This is a genomic window from Micromonospora sp. WMMD1082, assembly GCF_029626175.1.
Classification (GTDB): Bacteria; Actinomycetota; Actinomycetes; order Mycobacteriales; family Micromonosporaceae; genus Micromonospora.
In genome coordinates this window covers 772,954-791,007 of the sequence record NZ_JARUBM010000002.1, presented here as the reverse complement: position 1 = coordinate 791,007, position 18,054 = coordinate 772,954, and the positions used below count along the sequence as shown (strand labels likewise).

Genomic DNA, 18,054 nt, shown 5'->3' with positions numbered 1-18,054 from the left:
GGACTGGCACAGGCTTCATCAGCCAAGATGCAGCGGGGCCGGCTGCCCGATTTGGAAACGGCCGCGACACGGCTCGGCGAAGGCGTCGAGGGCACGCAGCGTGGCACGCACCTTCGCCTCGCCGACGGTGACATCGTCCGTGTGCCGTAGTAGAGCGGTGAGGTCTCGTGCGCTCTGGTCACTGTGTGGGCTGCGCGCCAAACGGTAAAGGCACGCCCTCGCCAGGGCAGCCGAAGGACCGCGGTGCCCTGTGATCTCGTCGCTGTCGGGCTGAACTGGTTGGAGCGTCTCGAACTGCCTCCGTGCGGCATCACGTTGCGTCAGGACCTCTGCAACGGTGACAGCGGCGGACGACAGCCCGGTACCTAACGCGGCCTGCACCTTGGCCCTGGCCTCGGGGGCGACGAGGTAACTGACCGCGCCGGCGGTAGCCAGCGTGCCGACCACCAGCCACGGCCACGGCACCCGGCGAGCAGCAGCGACGATCCCGTGGAAGACGCCGGAGCCGGCCAGGCCGAGAAGTGATTCAAATGCGTGGACGAACCGTCCGAGCGGGCCGAGATCGCCGACGGCACCCAGTTCGCTCTGCCACTGAGCGTGGGCGACGTGGTCATACGGATGCCCGTAGACCGCCCGCAACGGTGCTCGGTCCTTACTCAGCAGTGCGGCGTTCAACAGGATCGCCAGGGTTGCGGTGGGGACGTCGTCGGGATCGCAGTACCTGCTGACGGTGGGCGGCTGGTTGAGGTAGTCGAGACGCTGCTGCTCGGCCACGGTCGTCAGCCCGGCAGGTACCTCCACGCACCGGAGCAGGGGCGCGATGCTGTCCTGCCACGCCGCTCGGACGACACCGGGATCAAGGCTCCTCTGCGCCGACCACTCCACCAGGTGCCGTTCGACCTCGTGCAGGACGTGCGGCGCGCAGAAGAGACGGAGCACGCCGCCGTTGGCGGCGTTCAACATCAACGTGCGGGGCTTGCCGGCGGCGACTCGCAGCAGGTCATCCCGGAGGGCGTTCGCATCCACGACGACCGGGAAGACCTCGGGAAGCAGCGCCGGCGCGAACCGTCCGCGTTCGTCGGGGACCGTCACGGGCATCGCCAGGTTGCGGCGGTGCTCCTTCTTCACCATGTCCCGAACGACCGCCGCCGGTTCGGGCAGGAAACGAGAGGGAGGACTCTGCTCCGCGGTGGTCATCCCCGCATCGCCTCCTCTGCACCGATGCTGCGGCGGACGGTTGACCGCCACCACAGCGCCTTGATCTTGATGCTCATGCAACCATTCTGCGCCCGGCGACAACCGGATAACCGGCGGCGCTCCAGCGACAAGGGCTCGCATCCGCGCCTGCGTCGTATCCAATTTCGGTCGGTGAGCCAGGCTGACGGTGCGAGGTGAGAGTCCGCCTCGGCCAGCCGGAGCGCCAATGTGATCACGAACTGGAGACAGAACTCGAAGCGGATGAACGCGAGTCTGCTGGCGACTTCCAGCGGGATGGCCTTGTCCGCCTGAGCGGGCCCGAACTGGCCCATACCTGGCGCCACCGCCACGCCCTGGCCTGGCTGCACGAGAGCTCGGAAACTCTCGACCCCGCGAACGCCTGTCACGGACTGGAACCCCTGGTGAACCTGGCCCGCCTCGAAATCCGAGCCGGCGACAGCGACACCGGCCACTTCCTGATCACCAGCCTGTTCGAGGCGATCCGCACTCGCACCGACATCGTCATTGACGGGATCACCGTCCCCGCCGCCATCCACACCGCCGAACCCGACAACCACCGAGACCTGACCCGCTGGCTGTACGGCGTCTGCCTCGCCGACGGCAGCCGCGCACTCACCAGCGCCGGCCGCTGGACCGATGCCGAGGACCACCTCCGGCGACGGAATGGTATCGGCCAGCGTATGCTCGACGGCCGCCAAGTCGCCGTGATCGCCCGCCTCGTCGCCGGCCAGCACCAGGCGGCACGGCAGCTCCTCACCGAAACCGAACCCGGCGAACCCTGGGAAGCCGCCGTCAACGCCTGCCTCACCGCCTGGTGCCGAGCCCGAACCAACCGCTGCCCGCCGCCCACCGCGACACGATGATCCACCCGTACCTGCAACTACCCAAGAACGCGGGAACAACCGTCTTCACCACCAGGCTCGCCCTGTCGATCATCGACGCCGGGGATAACGACCAAGACTTCGTTACCTCTGTCGGCGAGCAACTGACCAGGGCAACGCTGGACGCTGAGGACGGCTACGCCGCCCGCGACGCCCTTGAACATCCGCTCAGCGCCCAGATGGACGAAACCCGCCGCAGCGCGTTGGCGACCGTACTGGAAACGAGCGGCCTCGACCGGCCACTCGACAACACCGGGCACCGACTGCTGACCTCCGCAGCACGCGTAGCAGCATCAACGATCACCGGAAGACAGCCCTCGGCCATGCGCGCCTTGATCAGCGTGCGGGAAGCCAGCCACGGGCAGCGGCCACCGGAACGTACCGCTGCTGAGGGACATCGTCGGTGACTGGCTGGCTCACCCCGACACAACTCATCCGGGATCGTTGGCCCCAGCGCGCGTCAAGCGCCCACCTGATCATGCCGCTGCACCCATGCATGTAAGACCTCGCCGGTGTAGACGTCTTCGCCGGCACTGTTCCTCTCGTAGAAAGGACCCGTGTTGAACCGGAGAACCGGCCGCCGCCGCGCCAGTTTCAACTCCGTCAACTGACGGGTCCGGTCCGGATGTCCCACTATGAGGGTGTGGCATGCGCTGGCCAGGTCCGCGTTGCACTGGCGAACCCGATCAGGTTCGACGCGCACCGTCGTCGGCCGGGCGTTCTCCAGGTCGACAAGCACAAGTTGGTGACCGGTGTCGAGCGGAAACCTGATCTCATGCGCCGTCTTTATGCCGACTCCCTCAAAGGCATCACGTGGTGTCCGTGGACGCCAGAGAACGAGTGGGGAGTCGGAGGTCATGAACTTCGGCTTGCGGGCAACCTCCAACGTCCACCGCTTCATCGCAAGAGGAACCGCGACGTCTGGGGCCGTGCGCAGAGCGACATTGATGGCGTCATCCTTCGTGACCTCCCCATCACTCATCAAGTGGGAGGCGTGGTACATGTCGAAGGCTCCCTGCACCTCACCGTCGCGCGGGTCGAACCCCAGGTGTTTCTCGGCGAGAAACCTCCGGACGAGGTCGAGAGAAACCTCGTCGCCATTCGCGTACCTCGCGAGCCGGTCGGTGAACAGCACCCGCTCTCGCGTCTCCGGCGTGCGGGTCATCTGGATCGCGAGCACCGCAGCAAGGTTGAACCGCTCCGGCGTTCCCGGCCGAGGTGGCTCACCGGCGGCCAGGACATCAGCGATTGCCTGATCGGCCATGCCATCGACCTCAGCCAGCCAGGTTTCCACCTCCACCGAGGTTTGACCGTCTGCCTTCGTCGTCTGATAGAAGTTCGTCTCCAACGCCACGTTTTTCACGTTGGTGACGTAATGACCGGGCGTCCCACGCCGCCGAACGGCTATCTGTCGATCCCGGCCGAACCGGGCAAGGTACGCCTGGGGAACGTAGTGATGACGCTTCGGCTTGCTCGATGGTCCCGCTGGCACATCGGCAACCGTAGCGGGGGACATCACGCCTCCGCACCGGGAAAACAGTCGAGGTCGAAGGCTCAGACAGCATCACCACCCGGGTTGCGTCCATGGAAGTGGTGTACGACCGGCGTAGTGAACGGCTTCGCTGGTGCGGGCAGTGGTTGGCGGACGGGGTGGCACGAAGCCTCCCACACTGAGTGTGGTCACATTGGTGGTCACAGCCCAAGATCAAATAGCCATCATTGCGCGACATGTGGCGACAGGGAGCGTGATTTGACGTAGAGAATTTTCCCTGCTCAAAGCACCTGTCGGCATCCTGCGGTATGGCGTGACAGAATCGTTACCATACTGGCAGTGTGGGGGTCAGGGGTTCGAGTCCCCTCGGCTCCACCATCTTCCACCGCAGGGTGGGAGGGTGGATTTAATCGGCGAATGCCGATCTCCCGTGTCCGTGAACCGGGCCCTCGAAGCGAGGCGTGCGCACCGGCCGGGATCAACGGATATGTCACCAACCTCGCCGCCTGCCCGGGCGCCCCGATCACCGCCGGTACTCATCGGTCGCGGTCCAGATTCAGTTCGGGAAGACTGCCACCTGTGTCGTCGTCCGGGTGCCGGTCGAGGATGAGATCGCCGGCGCGGCGTAGCACCTGCGCCCGGGTGCGGTCGCCGTGGTCGGCGGCGAGGAAGTGTTCTCCGATGAGGAGGCAGAACGCGAGCACGCTGCGGGCCTCCACCTCCGCTGGATCGTCGCAAAACGTGCCGATCATCTCCCGTAGTAGATCCATGCGCCGGTTGTCGACCCGGCGCAGGCGATCGGCGACCGCCTGATCGCGGCGGGCCCAGTCGCGCAGCGCCAGGTCGATCGGGAGGAGCCGGTCACTGGAGAAGGTGAGGAGGCCGGCGCGGGTGATCCGGGTCTTCGGGTCGCCGCCTTCGCGTTCGACGCGTTCGAACACCTCGTCGATGCTCTCTCGCTCCCAGGTGTCCAGCATGGCCGTCAGTAGCGCGTCGCGGTCGGCGAAGAATCCGTAGAAGCCGCCCTTCGAGACACCGAGCCGCTTGGCCAGCGCTTCGACGCGTACCGCTTCGGGGCCGCCGGCCGCGAGCGCTTCCAAGCCGGCCTCGATCCATCGGTTCCGCGGAGTCCGCGTCTCGAACTTGATGTGACTCACCTCACTTTGCAGTATACGCCACCGTACAGGGAAGTTACCTTCGCCATGTACGGCAGCGTATATGAAGTTGAGCCCGCCACTCAGAGAGGTCGTCATGGAAGTCTTCGGATCGGTGGCAGATCTGTACGAGAAGGTACGGCCCGGTTATCCGGCCGGGGTTGCCGACGCCATCGTCGCGTACCACGGTGGCGTTCCCGGCTCGGTGGCCGAGATCGGCGCCGGCACGGGCAAGGGCACCGAGATTCTTGCTGCCATCGGCGTCCCGATGACGTGCATCGAGCCGGACCCGCGGATGGCCGGCCGGCTCAGTGTGAAGTTTCCGCAGGCGCAGGTCTATCTCGGCACGTTCGAGCAGTGGACTCCGCCGCCCGACGGGGTCGCCGTGCTGGCCTGCGCCATGGCCTGGCACTGGCTGGACCCGGCCACCCGCAACACGCGGGCACGCGACGCCCTCGCGGTGGGCGGGGCCCTCGCACTGTTCGGGCACCGGTACAGCTACGCGGACGCCCGGCAGGCCGCAGCGATCCGGTCGGCGCTCGACGCGCTCGACCCGACCGTCAAGGAGCGGCCGGCGGACTGGATGTACCACGACGTGATGGCGAGCGGTGAGTTCACCGATGTCTGCGTGGAACGCTTCCGCCACGACCTGCCGCTCACCCGGGACCGCTACCTCGCCCTGGTAAGCACCTTCGGGCCCTTCCTGACCCGGCCGCCCGAACTGCAGCAGCGCGGCCTCGACCTGCTCGGTCAGGTGGTCGACGACTTCGGCGGCACCGTCGTGCTCGACCTGCGGACCACCCTGACGCTCGCCCGTAAACCCGCCGAGGTGCCGTCGTGAACCCGGCCTGGCTGCCGGTCGTCGCCATTCAGGGGCTATGGCTGCGCTCCACTCTCCGGCTCGCGTCGGCGCCGGGCGGCGGAACCACCGGCACCGCACCTGGGCCTGCGGGCACGCCCCTGCGGCTGACCGTACTCGGCGACTCCACCGCCGCGGGCTGCGGCGTCACCGGCGACGATGAGGCGTTCGCGGCCGTATTCGCGCGTGAGATTGCCGCCCGCACCGGGCGGCCGGCCCACTGGCAGGTGGTGGGCAAGGTCGGCGCCACGGCTCGGCGGGTCCGGTTCCGGCTCGCCCAGCACGTCGACGACGACCTCGACATGGTCGTCCTGCTCTGCGGCGGCAACGACGTGCTGGCCGGGCGCCGGCCCGCCTCGTGGCGCGACGACCTGACCGGCATCCTCACCGATCTCGCCCACCGCACTGACCGGGTGATAGTTGCCGGGATCCCGCCGTTCACACGGTTCCCCGCGATTCCGGGGAAGCTTGCGCATTACCTCGGCGAGCGTGCGGACGCGCTGAACGCGATCTCCCAGGAGATCTGCTCACGGAACCCGGAGCGGACCGTGTTCATCGGCCCGCCCGCCGGGACGCCACCGCCCGACTTCTTCGGCGCAGACCGCTTCCACCCGTCAACCTTCGGATATCAGCTCTGGGCCCGGGACGCCGCCGCCCGCGTCACCCTGGCCCTCTGACCGGTGCGGTCAGTGTGCGCACCGTGCCGACGATCAGGTTGCGGAACGCGTCGGGGGTGGCGCCGGGAAAGGCGGTCTCGCCCGAGCCCGGGCTGCCGATCGTGGCGAGCTTGAGGACGAGCACGAGCAGGGCCTCGGGTGGGTGGTCGGCCCGCACGGCGCCGCTTTGCTGGGCGGCGCGGATCGCGTCGATCTTGGCGTATGTCGATTCCGCGGCGGCCGGTGACATCGATGCCGGGCCCTCCAGCTGAGCCCACGTGGTCAGCCGCAGGACCTGCGGCTGGGCCTGGTGGAAGTCGAACAGCCGGCCGGCGTATCCGGGCAGGTCGAACGCGTCGAACGGGACCTCGTCCATGGTGCCGGTGATCATCTCTTCGCGGACGGCCGCGTACAGGCCCTCCTTGCCGCCGAAGTAGGCCGAGATGAGCTGCTTGTTGCAGCCGGCGGCGTGGGCGATCCGGTCGACCCGGGCACCGGCGTAGCCATGCTGGCTGAACTCGTCGCGCCCGGCGTCGAGGATGCGCCGGCGGGTGGCTTGCGAATCGCGGACCGTCACCCGACGGATCCTATCCAGCCGGATGGTTGGCAGAAGGGTTCTCATCCCGCTACTCTTCCATCCATCCGGTTGGGTGGCTGAAGGGGAGCGATGAAGATCAAGCGCTGGATGGTGATCACCGCGGTCGTGCTCGCGATGGTCGTGGCGGGTGGGGCGTTCATCGGGCTCAACTTTGGAAGCCAGCCACTCGCGGTGAGCGACAAGCAGCGGGCCGCCATGAGCCCCGACGCCGTCCGCCTTCTCGACACCATGAACTCCCTGGTCGTGCCGGACTTTGTCGTCCGGCGGATCGTCAACGAGGACCGGCTCAAGGCGGAACGGGAAGCCTTCGCCACCGCCGAACGAGCGGTCGAGGACGAGCTGATCGGCCGCTTCCGGCTTACCCTCACCAGCGACGTCATCGACGGCGTACCGGTCACCGTCGTCACCCCACCGTCCGTCGCGCCCGACCGCCGGGGAAAGATCGCCATCAACGTCCACGGCGGCGGGTTCTTCCTCGGCACCGCCCGCGACCGGGTTGGCCTGCTGCTGGCCCACGAGCTCGGCATCCCGGTCTACTCGATCGACTACACGCTCGCGCCCGAGGCGAAGTATCCCATCGCCATCCAGGAGTGCCTGGCGGTCTATCGCGAGCTGGTGGACCGCTTCGGCGCCGACAACATCGTCGGAGTCGCCAGCTCGGCCGGCGGCAATCTGCTCACCGCCACCGTGCTCGCGGCGAAGGCCGCCGGCCTGCCGATGATCGCCGGTCTCGGCCTGTTCACCCCGGTGACCGACCTGAGCGGCATCGGCGACAGCGTGGTGAGCAACGACGGCCGGGACGGTCTGGTCGCCAACCTGCGCGTCGACGTGCCCGCCCGGTTCTACGCGGGCGACGAACCGCTGGACTCGGCCGGCGTCTCTCCGGTCTACGCGACCTATGCCGCCGACTTCCCGCCGACCGTGCTGACCACCGGCACCCGCGATCTCAACCTGAGCGACATCGTCCGCCTGACCTGGCGCCTCGATGACGCTGGCGTGGACACCAAGCTGCTCGTGTCCGAGGGCATGTGGCACGGCTTCCACTGGGAGCCCGACCTACCCGAGGCCGTGCAGACCCGCGCCGCGGCCGTCCGCTTTCTCCAGGCCCGCCTGACCTCCCCGTGACCCTCGCGGACCCACCCCGCCGTCAACATGCCCACGTTCAGAGGAGTACCAACGATGAGAACGCGCATTCGCTTGCTCGCCATCCTGGGATCACTGGCAGCCACGGCCGCCGTCGTGCTCGCCGCCGCTCCCGCCACGGCGGCCGGACGGGGAGATACCTACGTGGCTCTCGGCGATTCCCACTCGTCGGGCGTCGGCGCTCCGCCGTACACCGACCCGAGCACGTGTGTACGCAGCGAGAAGGCATATGCGCCGCTCTACGCGGCGGCTCGGCGGATCAAGTCCTTCGACTTCGCCGCCTGTGCCGGTGCGGTCACCGCCGACCTGGAGAAGCAGCTCGACCGCGTGGGCCGGTCCACCCGCCTGGTCACCCTGACGATCGGCGGAAACGACATCGGATTCGGCAGCGGGGTCGCCACCTGTCTCAGCGGCACGGAGGCAGACTGTGCCGCGGCTGCCGAGGCGAGCCGGCGATTCTCGCGTACCGAACTGCCCGGTCGCCTCGACCGCGCGTACAAGACGGTTCTGGCGCGTGCGCCGCAGGCCCGACTCGTCGTGCTCAGCTACCCGCGCTTCTTCGAGAACACCCCCGACTGCCCGCAGGTCCCACTGAGCCTGACCAAGCGCGCCGCCATCAACGCGGCGGTCGACACCCTCAACAGCGTCATCCGGGAGCGGGTGGCGCGGACGCGCGCGACGTTCGCCGATGTGCAGGACATCTTCACCGGCCACGCGCTGTGCGGATCGGATCCCTGGCTCAACGACGTGACCCAGCCCGGCCCGTTCCACCCTACGGAGGTCGGCTACCGGGCTGGGTACCTCACCGCGCTCGAACGGGCGGTCGCTCCCCGCGGGCAATGTGGGCGTTGATCCCTTGACCAGGACGGTCGCTTCCGCCCCGACCTCTGCCAGGTCGGGGCGGAGCTGGATCTCGTCGCCGGCTTCGAGCGCCAGCAGGGCGGTCGTCCGCTCATGGGCAAACTCCGCGCGGTGCGGGAGACCGTTCGGGTGGCGCGGATCGTCGCCGAGGCGAGCCGGGGTTTGCGTCAGCCGGTGGCGAGCAGGCTCTGGATCCGCTGCCGCTCGCGGGCGTACCGGCGCTGGCCGACCAGCCGCAGCACGATCCGGGCAGCCACCGGTAGCTTGCCCAGGAAGTGGTCGCGTTCCTCGGTCGACGCGTGGTCGAGGACCGCGCAGAGCCCGAGGAGCCGTTGAGCTGGCGGAATCAGGCCCACCGCACGCGCGCCGACGGCGTCCCACTCGGCCACCGTGAGGTGCTTCCGCACCATCGGCAGGATGTGCTCCTCCTCGGCGTCCAGGTGCGCGACCAGCGCCGTCCGGTGTGCGTCGAAGGCGAGGAGCAGGTGGTCGCGGGTGCCCGGCTCCACGGAGTGCCGCCAGGCGGCCAGCGTGAGGTCGACCTGCGTGAGGCTCTGGTCGATCGTCTCGTGCTGCTCCTGCATCAACCGCACCAGGTCGGCTCCGGGCCGTACCCGTTCGGCCAGCAGGGGCCAGATGAGTTCGTCCTCCGCGGTGTGATGGTGGTGCAGGCCGCTGACATAGGTCGTCACGCGCGCGGCGACCTCCTCGGCGCGACCACGGTCGCCATCCGGCACGGCGCGCACCAGCTGCGGCAGCAGGTCCGCCTGGCTGCGGAACACCCGGTGGACGACGACCATCTCCTGGGTGTACGGACGGTCGGGTTCGGTCACGCGACGACTCCTTCGAGCTCGATTGGCGATACCGGCCAAGCCAAGCGGCCGGGGATGGATGCGCGATAGACAGGACGTTGACGCGGCGCGGCGATAGGTCAGGTACGGCGATCACCGGCACCTACCGGCAGCCGGGCCTCGGCCACGAACTGCGCGGGTGCTCGGCGGCGGTCAGGGTTCGAGCAGGATGCGGCCGTTGACCGCGCCGTTCTCGACGCGTCGGTGCGCTTCGGCCGCCTCGGCGAGTGGCAGGGAGTGGACGGGGATGTCGATCAGGCCCTGGGCAGCCGCCCCGAGGGCAGCCTCGGCGGCGGGACGGGCCCGTTCGGGATGGGTGGGCAGGTAGTAGCCGGCCGCGAAGCCGAGCATGGCGAGGTTGCCGCCCCAGAGGGTGTTGCTGGGCACGGTGTGATCCCAGTCGCCACTGGCGTTGCCGACCAGCAGCATCCGGCCCATCGGTGCCATCACCTGGAGGCTGTCGGTGCGCAGTTGACCGCCGACCGGGTCGACCACGACGTCGAAACGCCGGTCGCCGAGCGATCCGATCAGATCGTCGGCGGCGATGATCTCGTCGTAGGGCAGGGTGCTGGCTCGCGCGTCGGCCAGCGAGGTACGGCGTACGGTGCCGACGACCCCGGCCGCACCGAGGGTGCGGGCGACGCCGGGGAATGCGGAGGCCAGTCCGCCCAGGGCCCCGTGCACCAGCACCCGCTCGCCCGACCTGAGGTGTGCCACCTCGGTCAGCGCCAGGAACGCGGTGGCGGCGTTGGGCACGGCGGCGACCGCGAGCGCCGGGTCCACCCCGGTGCCCTCCAGACTGGCGGTCATCGCCGCGTCGACGACGGCGATCGACGCGTAACCGCCCTCGGCCCCGGTGCCGGAGAGGGTCACCACCGGCTCCCCGACCCGGAAGTCCGGCACTCCCGCGCCGAGCGCGCGGATGGTGCCGGCCACCTCCAGGCCGGGCACGTACGGCGGCAGCGGCAGGCCCGGGTGGTCCTGGTAGAGCCCCTGCCGGAGGTAGACGTCGATCAGGCCGACCGCGGCGTGGCTGACGTCGATCGCCACCTGGCCCGGGCCGGGGACCGGGTCGGGCAGTTCGGTGAGCTCGAAGACCTCCGGGTCGCCGAAACGTGTAACGACAGCGGCGTGCATGAGGCGGTCTCCTCTCGTCGGTGGGTCGAGACGCGGTGCGTCGGGCGACCGACCCGTCAACGCAATCGGCTTGCGTTATGGCGACGCTAGCACGTGCGAACGGACTTAACGCATGAGAAGTGCGTTACAGTCGGCGCATGGCTCGCCGTGCCCGATCCCAGGAGGCGAAGGCCCGCCGTGCCGAGGACCTGCTGGAAGCCGCCCAGTCCCTCGCCGGCACGCTCGGTGGTGTGCGCCACGTCACCCTGGCGGCCGTCACCGAGGCCGCTGGCCTGCACCCGTCCGCCGTGCGGCGCTACTTCGCCAGCAAGGAGGAACTCCTGCTCGAACTCGCCGAACGCGGCTGGCGCCAGTGGCGCGACATCCTCACCGCCCGGCTCGCCGGTGCCCGTGGCCTCACGCCGCCCGAGACCGCCGCCGCCATCAGCATCACCCTCACCGCGCTGCCCCTCCTCTGCGACCTGCTCACCCACGTGCCGCTGAGCCTTGAGGGCGAGGTCGGCATCGAACGCGCGCGCCGCTACAAGACCCGGTCGTTCGAGGCCTACGACACCATCGTCGACACGCTGACCGCGACCGGAACGATGACCAACGATCAGGTGCAGGACCTGATCACGGCGGCGCTGGGCCTGACCGCCAATCTCTGGCAGCTCGCCCACCCCACCCCGTCGCTCGCCCGTCTCTACGCGCAGGAGCCCCGCTGGGCGCACAGCGCCCTCGACTTCGAGGGGCGCCTCATCCGCCTCCTCCAGGCCACCGCCATCGGCCTGAGTGCGACTGGCGTGACCGCCAGGTAGCCGGCGACCAATGGCAGTGCCGCGAACCGAGGCCGGGTGTGGCCGTACGGGTCGCCGTTGTCAGGCGGTGGACTCCCGGAGCTGTGCGGACGCGGACGAGGTGGAGAGGTCCGCGGAGGCGAGGAGCGCGAGCTTGTCCGCGTCGGCGGACCCGGCGTCCGGGTGATACACGACGAGCATCAGGCCCTCGGCGCCGCTGATGGCTAGGCGCTCACGGTTGAGGGTCAGCTCCCCGACCTGGGGGTGATCGATCCGGACCGGCGCTCCGCGCTGCCCGCGCACTTCGTGGCGTGCCCAGAGCTGGCGGAACTGGGGGCTTGCCGACGAGAGCTCTCCCGCGAGCTCGATGTAGCGAGGGTCGTCGACGTCGTTGCCCGCGGCTTGCCGCAGGCTCGAGACGAGGCATTCTGTGTTGTCGTCCCAGTCCGGGTGCAGGGCCCGCTCCTCCGGGTCCAGGAACAGATCCCGCAGTTGATTGCCGCCGACGGCGAGGCGCGGATTGAGGGCCCTGGCGAGGGCGTTGGCGGCCAGGATGTCGAAGTACCGTCCTTCGATGAAGGCAGGCTGGACCAGGGAATCCAGGAGCTTGAGGGCGCCAGGTGGCGGCGTCTCCGTGCGCGGCCGGCGTCTGCGCTGCCGGGGTACCTCCGCAACCAGCGAATGCAGATGAGCGACGTGTTCGTCGTCGAGGTGGAGCACGCGAGCGATCGCATCGAGCACCTGTGCCGACGGGTTGCGGTCCCGGCCCCGTTCCAGCCGTAGGTAGTAGTCGGCGCTGATGCCGGCGAGCATGGCGACCTCTTCGCGCCGAAGCCCGGGCACACGCCGCACACCCACGTCGGGGATGCCCGCCTGCTCGGGGGTCACCAGTTCGCGCCGGGCCCGCAGGTACGCGCCGAGGGCGTTCGTCGTCTCCCTCACCATGTGCGCACGGTGATCCGACGGGCGGGGCGCGCTGGATAGGGAGGGCCCTGTCGGACCCCCGGTCAAGCGGGACTCTGGCTCCCGACTGTCGTCGCTCATACCGTTTCGAACAGCCCGCTCGGGCGACCTATTTCGGAAGGTTGTTCATGACCATCACACTCATCACCGGGGCCAACAAGGGCATCGGCTTCGAGACCGCGCGGCAGCTTCTCGACCTGGGGCACGTCGTCTATATCGGCGCTCGCGACGTCGAGCGGGGTGCGAAGGCCGCGGCGGCGATCGGCGCGCGCTTCGTGCAGCTCGACGTGACCGACGACGCATCGGTGAGCAGCGCGCTGGCGGCGATCGACGCGGCCGAGGGCCGGCTCGACGTGCTCGTGCACAACGCGGGCATCCTGGAGACCCGGCTCGACGGTGCCACGGCGTTGCGCGCCTTCGACACCAACGCGGTCGGCATCGTGCGGGTCACCGAGGCGGCGCTACCGCTGCTGCGCAGGTCCTCGAACCCCAACGTCGTCACCATCTCCAGCAGCGCCGGATCGTTCTGGGTGGTGACCAACCCCGAGCGGCCGGAGTACGGACTGCCGCTGGCGCTCTACTCGGCGTCCAAGTCGGCGGCCACGATGCTGACGGTGCAATACGCCAAGGCGAACCCGGGCATCAAGTTCAACGCCCTCGAACCGGGCACCACCGCGACCGACATGACCGCCGCCTTCGGCGTCGGACGACCGGCCGAGGAGAGCGCCCGGGTCGTCGTACGGTTGGCGACGCTGGGCACCGACGGCCCGACGGGAACCCTCCAGGACGAGACCGGCGAGCTGAACTGGTGAGTACGGCGGTCGACACGTGGCCGGTGTCACCGGCAGCGTGACCACCGGCTCATTGGCGTACCGCCTCTGCCGGACCGGTCGCGGGTGTGGTGGGGCGGTCCGGCAGAGGCGCCGGGAGGGCGCGGTGCCGGGGACGGGCGGCGCGTAGCCCGTTGGCGATGACGACGACCTCGGCGATCTCGTGGACGAGGACGACCGCGGCGAGTCCGAGTACGCCGAGCAGGGCCAGTGGGAACAGCACGATGATGATGGCCAGGGCCAGGGCGATGTTGCCGGTCATGATCCGCCTGCCGCGGCGTGCGTGGGCCAGGGCGGCGGGGATGAGGCGTAGGTCGGTGCCGGTGAAGGCCACGTCGGCGGACTCGATGGCCGCCGCGCTGCCGGTGACTCCCATCGCGATTCCGACGGTCGCGGAGGCCAGCGCGGGCGCGTCGTTGATGCCGTCACCGATCATCGCCGTCGGTGCCGCGTCGGTGAGCCGTTGGATGTGGGCGGCTTTGTCGGCGGGGAGCTGTTCGGCATGGACCTGGACGATGCCCGCCTGTTCGGCGATGGCCTTCGCGGTCAGCGTGTTGTCGCCGGTGAGCATCACGGTGGTCACGCCGTACCCGTGCAGGCTTGCGATGGTTTCCGCGGCCTCGGGTCGCAGTTCGTCGCGGGCCCCGATAACGCCGGCGGGCCGTCCATCGGCCTCGACCACGACGACGCTCATTCCTGCTGCGGCCAGTGACCGGGCCTGCTCGGCGAGCGGGCCGGGGTCGACCCAGCGGGGGCTGCCAACCCGGACCGCCTGGCCGGCGACGGTGCCGGTGAGTCCGTGGCCGGGATGCTCCTGCACCTCGGTCGCCGTCGACCGGGCCGGTGCGGCGGCGGTGATGGCCTCGGCCAGCGGGTGACTGCTGGCTGCCTCCAGAGCCGCGGCCATGCCGAGCACGTCGTCGCGGGAGCGGCCTGCGGTGGTGTGCACGGCGACGACCCGGGGCTGGTTGCGGGTCAGCGTGCCGGTCTTGTCGAAGGCGACGGTGCTGATCGTGCCGAGCTGTTCGAACGCGACGCCGGACTTGATGACCACGCCGAGCCTGCTGGCCGAGCCGATCGCGGAGATCACCGTGACCGGCACTGCGATCGCCAACGCGCACGGGGAGGCGGCCACCAACACGACCAGGGCGCGTTCGATCCAGGTGTTCGGGTCGCCGATGACGAACCCGAAGGCCGCGACGATGGCGGCGGCGATGAGCACCAGGGGCACCAGCGGGCGGGCGATCCGGTCGGCCAGCCGGGCGCGTTCGCCCTTGGCCGCGTGGGCCTGTTCGACCAGCCGGACGATCTGGGTGAGCGAGTTGTCCCGCCCATCCGCGGTCGCCTCGACCGTGAGGGTGCCTGAACCGTTGACCGATCCGGCCAGCACGTGATCGCCAGATCCGACCTCGACGGGGGTCGACTCACCGGTGATGGGGGAGGTGTCCAGCCACGACCGGCCTGTCACGACCACTGCGTCGGTGGCGATCCGCTCGCCGGCCCCCACCACGAGGATGTCCATCTCGCGGACCTCCGCCGCCGGGACGACCTGCTCACCGTCGAGGCGGGAAACCCGGGCGGTCGCGGGGATCAGCGACAGTAGCGCCCGCAGGCCCTGCTTGGCGCGGTCCATCGCCCGGTCTTCCAGGGTCTCGGCGATGGAGAACAAGAACGCCAGAGCGGCCGCCTCGCCCACATGCCCCAGCAGCACCGCGCCGATCGCGGCGATCACCATCAACAGCCCGACGCCCAGCCGTCCACGGCCCTGCCCAGCGACAAGCCGTCGGATCGCGCCGGGTGCGAACGTCCACGCACCCGCGGCGAGGCCCATGATGTGCGCGATCAGGGCGGACAGTTCCAGACCGAGCCATCCCAGGAGCAGCCCCGTCACCCACAACAAGCCCGAGACCAGCGGCAACGCCAGCGCGCGGTCGCGCCACCACGGCGCCAGCTCCTCATGCTCGCCGGGCGGGTGCTCCTCGCCCGGCACCGGGCCGGCGCCGGAGCGCGCATCCACCGGCTGGTCGGGGCCGCAGCACTCCCGGCTCACCGCACTCCCGCCATCTCGGCCTCGGCAGCGGGGTGCGCGCCGGGGCGGCAGCACGTCGGCACATCGCAGTCCTCGTCGGTGCACGGCACCCCGTCATCCACGGCCAGGACCACGTCGACCAGCGACTCCAACGCCCGCGTCAGATGCGGATCAGAGATCTCGTACCGGGTCTTGCGGCCCTCCGGCACGGCGACCACGATGCCGCAGCCCCGCAGACACGCCAGATGATTCGACACGTTCGTCCGCGACAGCCCCAGGTCCCGCGCCAGCTGCGCCGGATAGCCCGGCTCGGCGAGCAACGACAACAGAATCCGCGACCGCGTCGCATCAGCCATCGCCCGACCCAACCGGTTCATCACATCCACCCGGGACGCTATGGTCAGCATGCAGTGACCATACACTGCATGCTGACCTATCACACCCGGTTGCCGGGCACCGCCGAACCGCTGCGACCGGCTACGGCCTGGGCCGGCGGCGGGCGTCGAGTTCGCCTGGTTCTGTGGCGTCCGGCCAGGCCATGCGGAAACAGCGGGGAGCGCCGTTGAGTCGGGCCGGATCCCCACCGGGCGGTGGCACCGTCGCCGTCTCGACATGGCGGGCTCCGCAGGCGCGATAGAAGTGCTGCGCCGCTGAGTTCTGCTCCAGGACCCACAGGTGCATCCCGCTGGCAGTCGCGTCTGCCACGACGGCTCGGGCGGCGTGGGCCAGCAGGGTGGTGCCGATGCCAATCCGGTGGTGATCGTGCACGACATGCAGGTTGTCGACGAGCCGGATCGAAGTTTATCGCTATCGTAACCGCGGATAGTCGCCCTTACGCGTCAGCGTCGACGGCGCAGCGGGTGGTGTCGAAGACCGGGCCAGCGATGACTCCAAGTAGGCGTTTGGCTGGCAGATAGGTCGGGTCGATGTGTCGGCCAAGAACGACGGCGGCTACCGTCGACGCTCCAGCGATCTTCAGCGCATGTGCGAGAGACTGCACGCGGGCCCCGGTGGTCCAGGTGTCGTCGAGGATCAGCGCGTGGATCGGTGCCTGCTGCGTGGGCAGCGCGGGTGTGAACCAGTCGGCGTGGAAATCGCGGTTCTCCGGTCCGTATGCGGAATTGACCGAGCTGGTGATCCATGGCAGGTCAAGTCGGGAGCCGACGAGATCGGCGAGTGGATGCGAGCCGGGGCGGCTGCGCGTGCTCGGGACGGCGATGGCATGTGTCGGCGCGGCGCCGGTGTATGCGGTAACGCAGCTGAGATGGTCGTGCAGGAAGAGCAGGAGAACGGCGAGGAGGCTCCATCGAGCCTGCTCCGACCGAACAGCGCCCTTGTAGCTGCGGAGGTTGTGATGGTGCTGCCCCGTACGCGGGGAGTAAGAGATGGGCAGCACAAGATCGGCGAGCTTCCCTCCGGACCGGTTGAGATGCGACTGGCAGCGAAGGCAGAGCGGGTAACCCTCGGTGCGGACGCCCCGGCAGGCCGGGCAGATCCAGGGATGCGCTGGCAGCGGATTGCGCAGGTAGCCGCGCTGTACCTCGACGTACCGACGGATGGTGTTCCAGCGTTGGTCAGCGGAAGGCGAGCTCAGGGAAGTTCTCCAGGCCGGCTTCGGTGGGCTGGTGGCTGAGGATGTCGTTGACGGCTTCCAACAGTTCCATGGTGCCGTGCACGACGTAGACGCCTGGGTTCTCGGCGAATCTCCTGGCCCAGTCGCACTGCATCACCTGGCTGGTGAGCACCACCGGACGGCCGTGCTGCAGCGCGAGCCGAGCCTGGATCCGGGCGCCGCTGGTCTCGCCTGCCTCGACGACGACGGTGGCAACCGCATAGCCGCTCATGACGGCGTTGCGCATGGGGAAACTCTGCCGGCTGGGCTGAGCGTCGGGCCAGAACTGGGAGATAACCAGCCCTACCTCGGTGATGTGGTCCTGAAGGCGCCGGTTGGCTGCTGGATAGTACCGGTTGATGCCGGTGCCGATGACTGCGACGGTACGGCCGCCGGCTTCCAGCGCCGCCGAGTGGGCTGCGGTATCGATTCCCTTGGCGAGCCCGCTGACTACGGTGACGCCGCGTCCGGCGAGGGCGGTGGCGACCGCGCGGGCGATGCGCAGGCCCTGCTCGCTGGCGCTACGGCTGCCCACGACGGCAACCGCCCGGTCGTGGACCCGCAGATCGCCACGGCTGAACAGCAGCGGAGGCATCTCCCGGATGCCGCGAAGCTGGGCGGGATAGGTGTCGTCGAAGAACGTGTGGACGCCGATCCCGTCGGCCTGCCAGCCGGCGATCTCGTGAGCGGCGGCGTCGACCAGCTCAGTTGTGGAGTGGGCAACCGGGAAGAGCGTCTCGGGCTGATTGATGGCGCGGTCGAGAACCGAGGCGGCGCTGCCGTTCTCCTGGATCTCCAGAGCGGTCTCCGACCAACTCGTGCCGGGACGGCGGAGTAGCGCGACCAGGGCCGCCCGCTCGATCGTCGCCGCATCCATGTGCACGATCGTAGGCCCTGGCCTGCTACCACGCCTCAGCCATCCCGCCGAGTGTCGTCTCTGGGCATCCCAGAGGCTGCGTAGGCTGTCCCGCATGAGACGAACATATGTTCTATT

The 18,054-nt window shown here is 69.3% G+C and carries 20 protein-coding genes; 8 read left to right on the top strand and 12 right to left on the bottom strand.

Annotated elements, in window-relative coordinates:
* Positions 1–18: 18 nt before the first annotated feature.
* Complete coding sequence (locus O7615_RS03850; protein ID WP_278175842.1) at positions 19–1,248, bottom strand: PIN domain-containing protein; 1,230 nt, start codon at positions 1,246–1,248, stop codon at positions 19–21.
* A 143-nt stretch (positions 1,249–1,391) separates the two neighbouring features.
* On the opposite strand from O7615_RS03850, the gene O7615_RS03845 reads away from it, so the two are divergent.
* Both O7615_RS03845 and O7615_RS03840 read left to right on the top strand, forming a co-directional pair.
* Entirely contained in the window at positions 1,392–2,081 is a 690-nt protein-coding gene (locus tag O7615_RS03845; RefSeq protein WP_278175841.1) for a hypothetical protein, read from the top strand.
* Positions 2,078–2,506 (top strand): hypothetical protein, encoded by a 429-nt coding sequence (locus O7615_RS03840; RefSeq protein WP_278175840.1) that lies wholly within the window; start codon positions 2,078–2,080, stop codon positions 2,504–2,506. Before O7615_RS03845 ends, O7615_RS03840 begins: the two co-directional genes overlap by 4 nt.
* 53 nt (positions 2,507–2,559) lie before the next feature.
* On the opposite strand, the gene O7615_RS03835 is transcribed toward O7615_RS03840, so the two are convergent.
* Entirely contained in the window at positions 2,560–3,615 is a 1,056-nt protein-coding gene (locus tag O7615_RS03835) for a DUF4238 domain-containing protein (RefSeq protein ID WP_278175839.1), read from the bottom strand.
* Between the two features lie 512 nt (positions 3,616–4,127).
* A complete protein-coding gene (locus tag O7615_RS03830; protein WP_278175837.1) occupies positions 4,128–4,844 on the bottom strand; it encodes a TetR/AcrR family transcriptional regulator in 717 nt (238 codons plus the stop codon).
* Between O7615_RS03830 and O7615_RS03825 the strand changes: the two genes are divergently transcribed.
* The gene (locus O7615_RS03825; RefSeq protein WP_278175836.1) at positions 4,843–5,586 is read left to right on the top strand and encodes a methyltransferase domain-containing protein; all 744 of its coding nucleotides are present in this window, start codon (positions 4,843–4,845) and stop codon (positions 5,584–5,586) included. The genes O7615_RS03830 and O7615_RS03825 overlap by 2 nt on opposite strands.
* Positions 5,583–6,281 (top strand): SGNH/GDSL hydrolase family protein, encoded by a 699-nt coding sequence (locus O7615_RS03820; protein WP_278175834.1) that lies wholly within the window; start codon positions 5,583–5,585, stop codon positions 6,279–6,281. The genes O7615_RS03825 and O7615_RS03820 overlap by 4 nt, the downstream gene beginning before the upstream one ends.
* On the opposite strand, the gene O7615_RS03815 is transcribed toward O7615_RS03820, so the two are convergent.
* Positions 6,265–6,837, bottom strand: a complete 573-nt coding sequence (locus O7615_RS03815) for a TetR family transcriptional regulator (protein ID WP_278175833.1) — start codon at positions 6,835–6,837, stop codon at positions 6,265–6,267. The two genes, O7615_RS03820 and O7615_RS03815, sit on opposite strands and share 17 nt — an antisense overlap.
* A 90-nt stretch (positions 6,838–6,927) precedes the next feature.
* Here O7615_RS03815 and O7615_RS03810 point away from each other — a divergent pair, with 90 nt between their 5' ends.
* The gene (locus O7615_RS03810) at positions 6,928–7,983 is read left to right on the top strand and encodes an alpha/beta hydrolase (RefSeq protein WP_278175832.1); all 1,056 of its coding nucleotides are present in this window, start codon (positions 6,928–6,930) and stop codon (positions 7,981–7,983) included.
* 54 nt (positions 7,984–8,037) lie between these two features.
* Positions 8,038–8,853: an SGNH/GDSL hydrolase family protein gene (locus O7615_RS03805; protein WP_278175831.1), complete on the top strand. Its 816-nt coding sequence runs from the start codon at positions 8,038–8,040 to the stop codon at positions 8,851–8,853.
* 176 nt (positions 8,854–9,029) lie between these two features.
* Here O7615_RS03805 and O7615_RS03800 read toward each other — a convergent pair whose 3' ends face one another.
* Both O7615_RS03800 and O7615_RS03795 read right to left on the bottom strand, forming a co-directional pair.
* Positions 9,030–9,695, bottom strand: coding sequence for a hemerythrin domain-containing protein (locus O7615_RS03800; RefSeq protein ID WP_278175830.1), 666 nt, complete (start codon positions 9,693–9,695; stop codon positions 9,030–9,032).
* 171 nt (positions 9,696–9,866) lie between these two features.
* Positions 9,867–10,850 carry a zinc-binding dehydrogenase gene (locus O7615_RS03795; RefSeq protein ID WP_278175828.1) on the bottom strand — a complete coding sequence of 328 codons (984 nt, stop codon included), beginning with the start codon at positions 10,848–10,850 and terminating at the stop codon, positions 9,867–9,869.
* Positions 10,851–10,987: 137 nt separating this feature from the next.
* Between O7615_RS03795 and O7615_RS03790 the strand changes: the two genes are divergently transcribed.
* On the top strand, positions 10,988–11,647 hold the full coding sequence (locus O7615_RS03790; RefSeq protein ID WP_278175827.1) for a TetR family transcriptional regulator: 660 nt from the start codon (positions 10,988–10,990) through the stop codon (positions 11,645–11,647).
* A gap of 60 nt (positions 11,648–11,707) precedes the next feature.
* Here O7615_RS03790 and O7615_RS03785 read toward each other — a convergent pair whose 3' ends face one another.
* The gene (locus tag O7615_RS03785) at positions 11,708–12,571 is read right to left on the bottom strand and encodes a helix-turn-helix transcriptional regulator (RefSeq protein WP_278175826.1); all 864 of its coding nucleotides are present in this window, start codon (positions 12,569–12,571) and stop codon (positions 11,708–11,710) included.
* Positions 12,572–12,717: 146 nt separating this feature from the next.
* On the opposite strand from O7615_RS03785, the gene O7615_RS03780 reads away from it, so the two are divergent.
* Positions 12,718–13,401: an SDR family NAD(P)-dependent oxidoreductase gene (locus O7615_RS03780; protein ID WP_278175824.1), complete on the top strand. Its 684-nt coding sequence runs from the start codon at positions 12,718–12,720 to the stop codon at positions 13,399–13,401.
* A gap of 49 nt (positions 13,402–13,450) precedes the next feature.
* Here O7615_RS03780 and O7615_RS03775 read toward each other — a convergent pair whose 3' ends face one another.
* The 5 genes from O7615_RS03775 to O7615_RS03755 all read right to left on the bottom strand — a co-directional run bounded on the left by O7615_RS03775 (position 13,451) and on the right by O7615_RS03755 (position 17,937).
* Complete coding sequence (locus tag O7615_RS03775; protein ID WP_278175823.1) at positions 13,451–15,469, bottom strand: cation-translocating P-type ATPase; 2,019 nt, start codon at positions 15,467–15,469, stop codon at positions 13,451–13,453.
* Complete coding sequence (locus tag O7615_RS03770) at positions 15,466–15,855, bottom strand: winged helix-turn-helix domain-containing protein (RefSeq protein ID WP_278175822.1); 390 nt, start codon at positions 15,853–15,855, stop codon at positions 15,466–15,468. The genes O7615_RS03775 and O7615_RS03770 overlap by 4 nt, the downstream gene beginning before the upstream one ends.
* Before the next feature lie 70 nt (positions 15,856–15,925).
* Complete coding sequence (locus O7615_RS03765; protein ID WP_278181966.1) at positions 15,926–16,225, bottom strand: GNAT family N-acetyltransferase; 300 nt, start codon at positions 16,223–16,225, stop codon at positions 15,926–15,928.
* Positions 16,226–16,280: 55 nt separating this feature from the next.
* Positions 16,281–16,844 (bottom strand): hypothetical protein, encoded by a 564-nt coding sequence (locus tag O7615_RS03760; protein WP_278175820.1) that lies wholly within the window; start codon positions 16,842–16,844, stop codon positions 16,281–16,283.
* Between the two features lie 178 nt (positions 16,845–17,022).
* Positions 17,023–17,937: a DNA-processing protein DprA gene (locus tag O7615_RS03755; RefSeq protein WP_278175818.1), complete on the bottom strand. Its 915-nt coding sequence runs from the start codon at positions 17,935–17,937 to the stop codon at positions 17,023–17,025.
* Positions 17,938–18,054 lie beyond the last annotated feature (117 nt).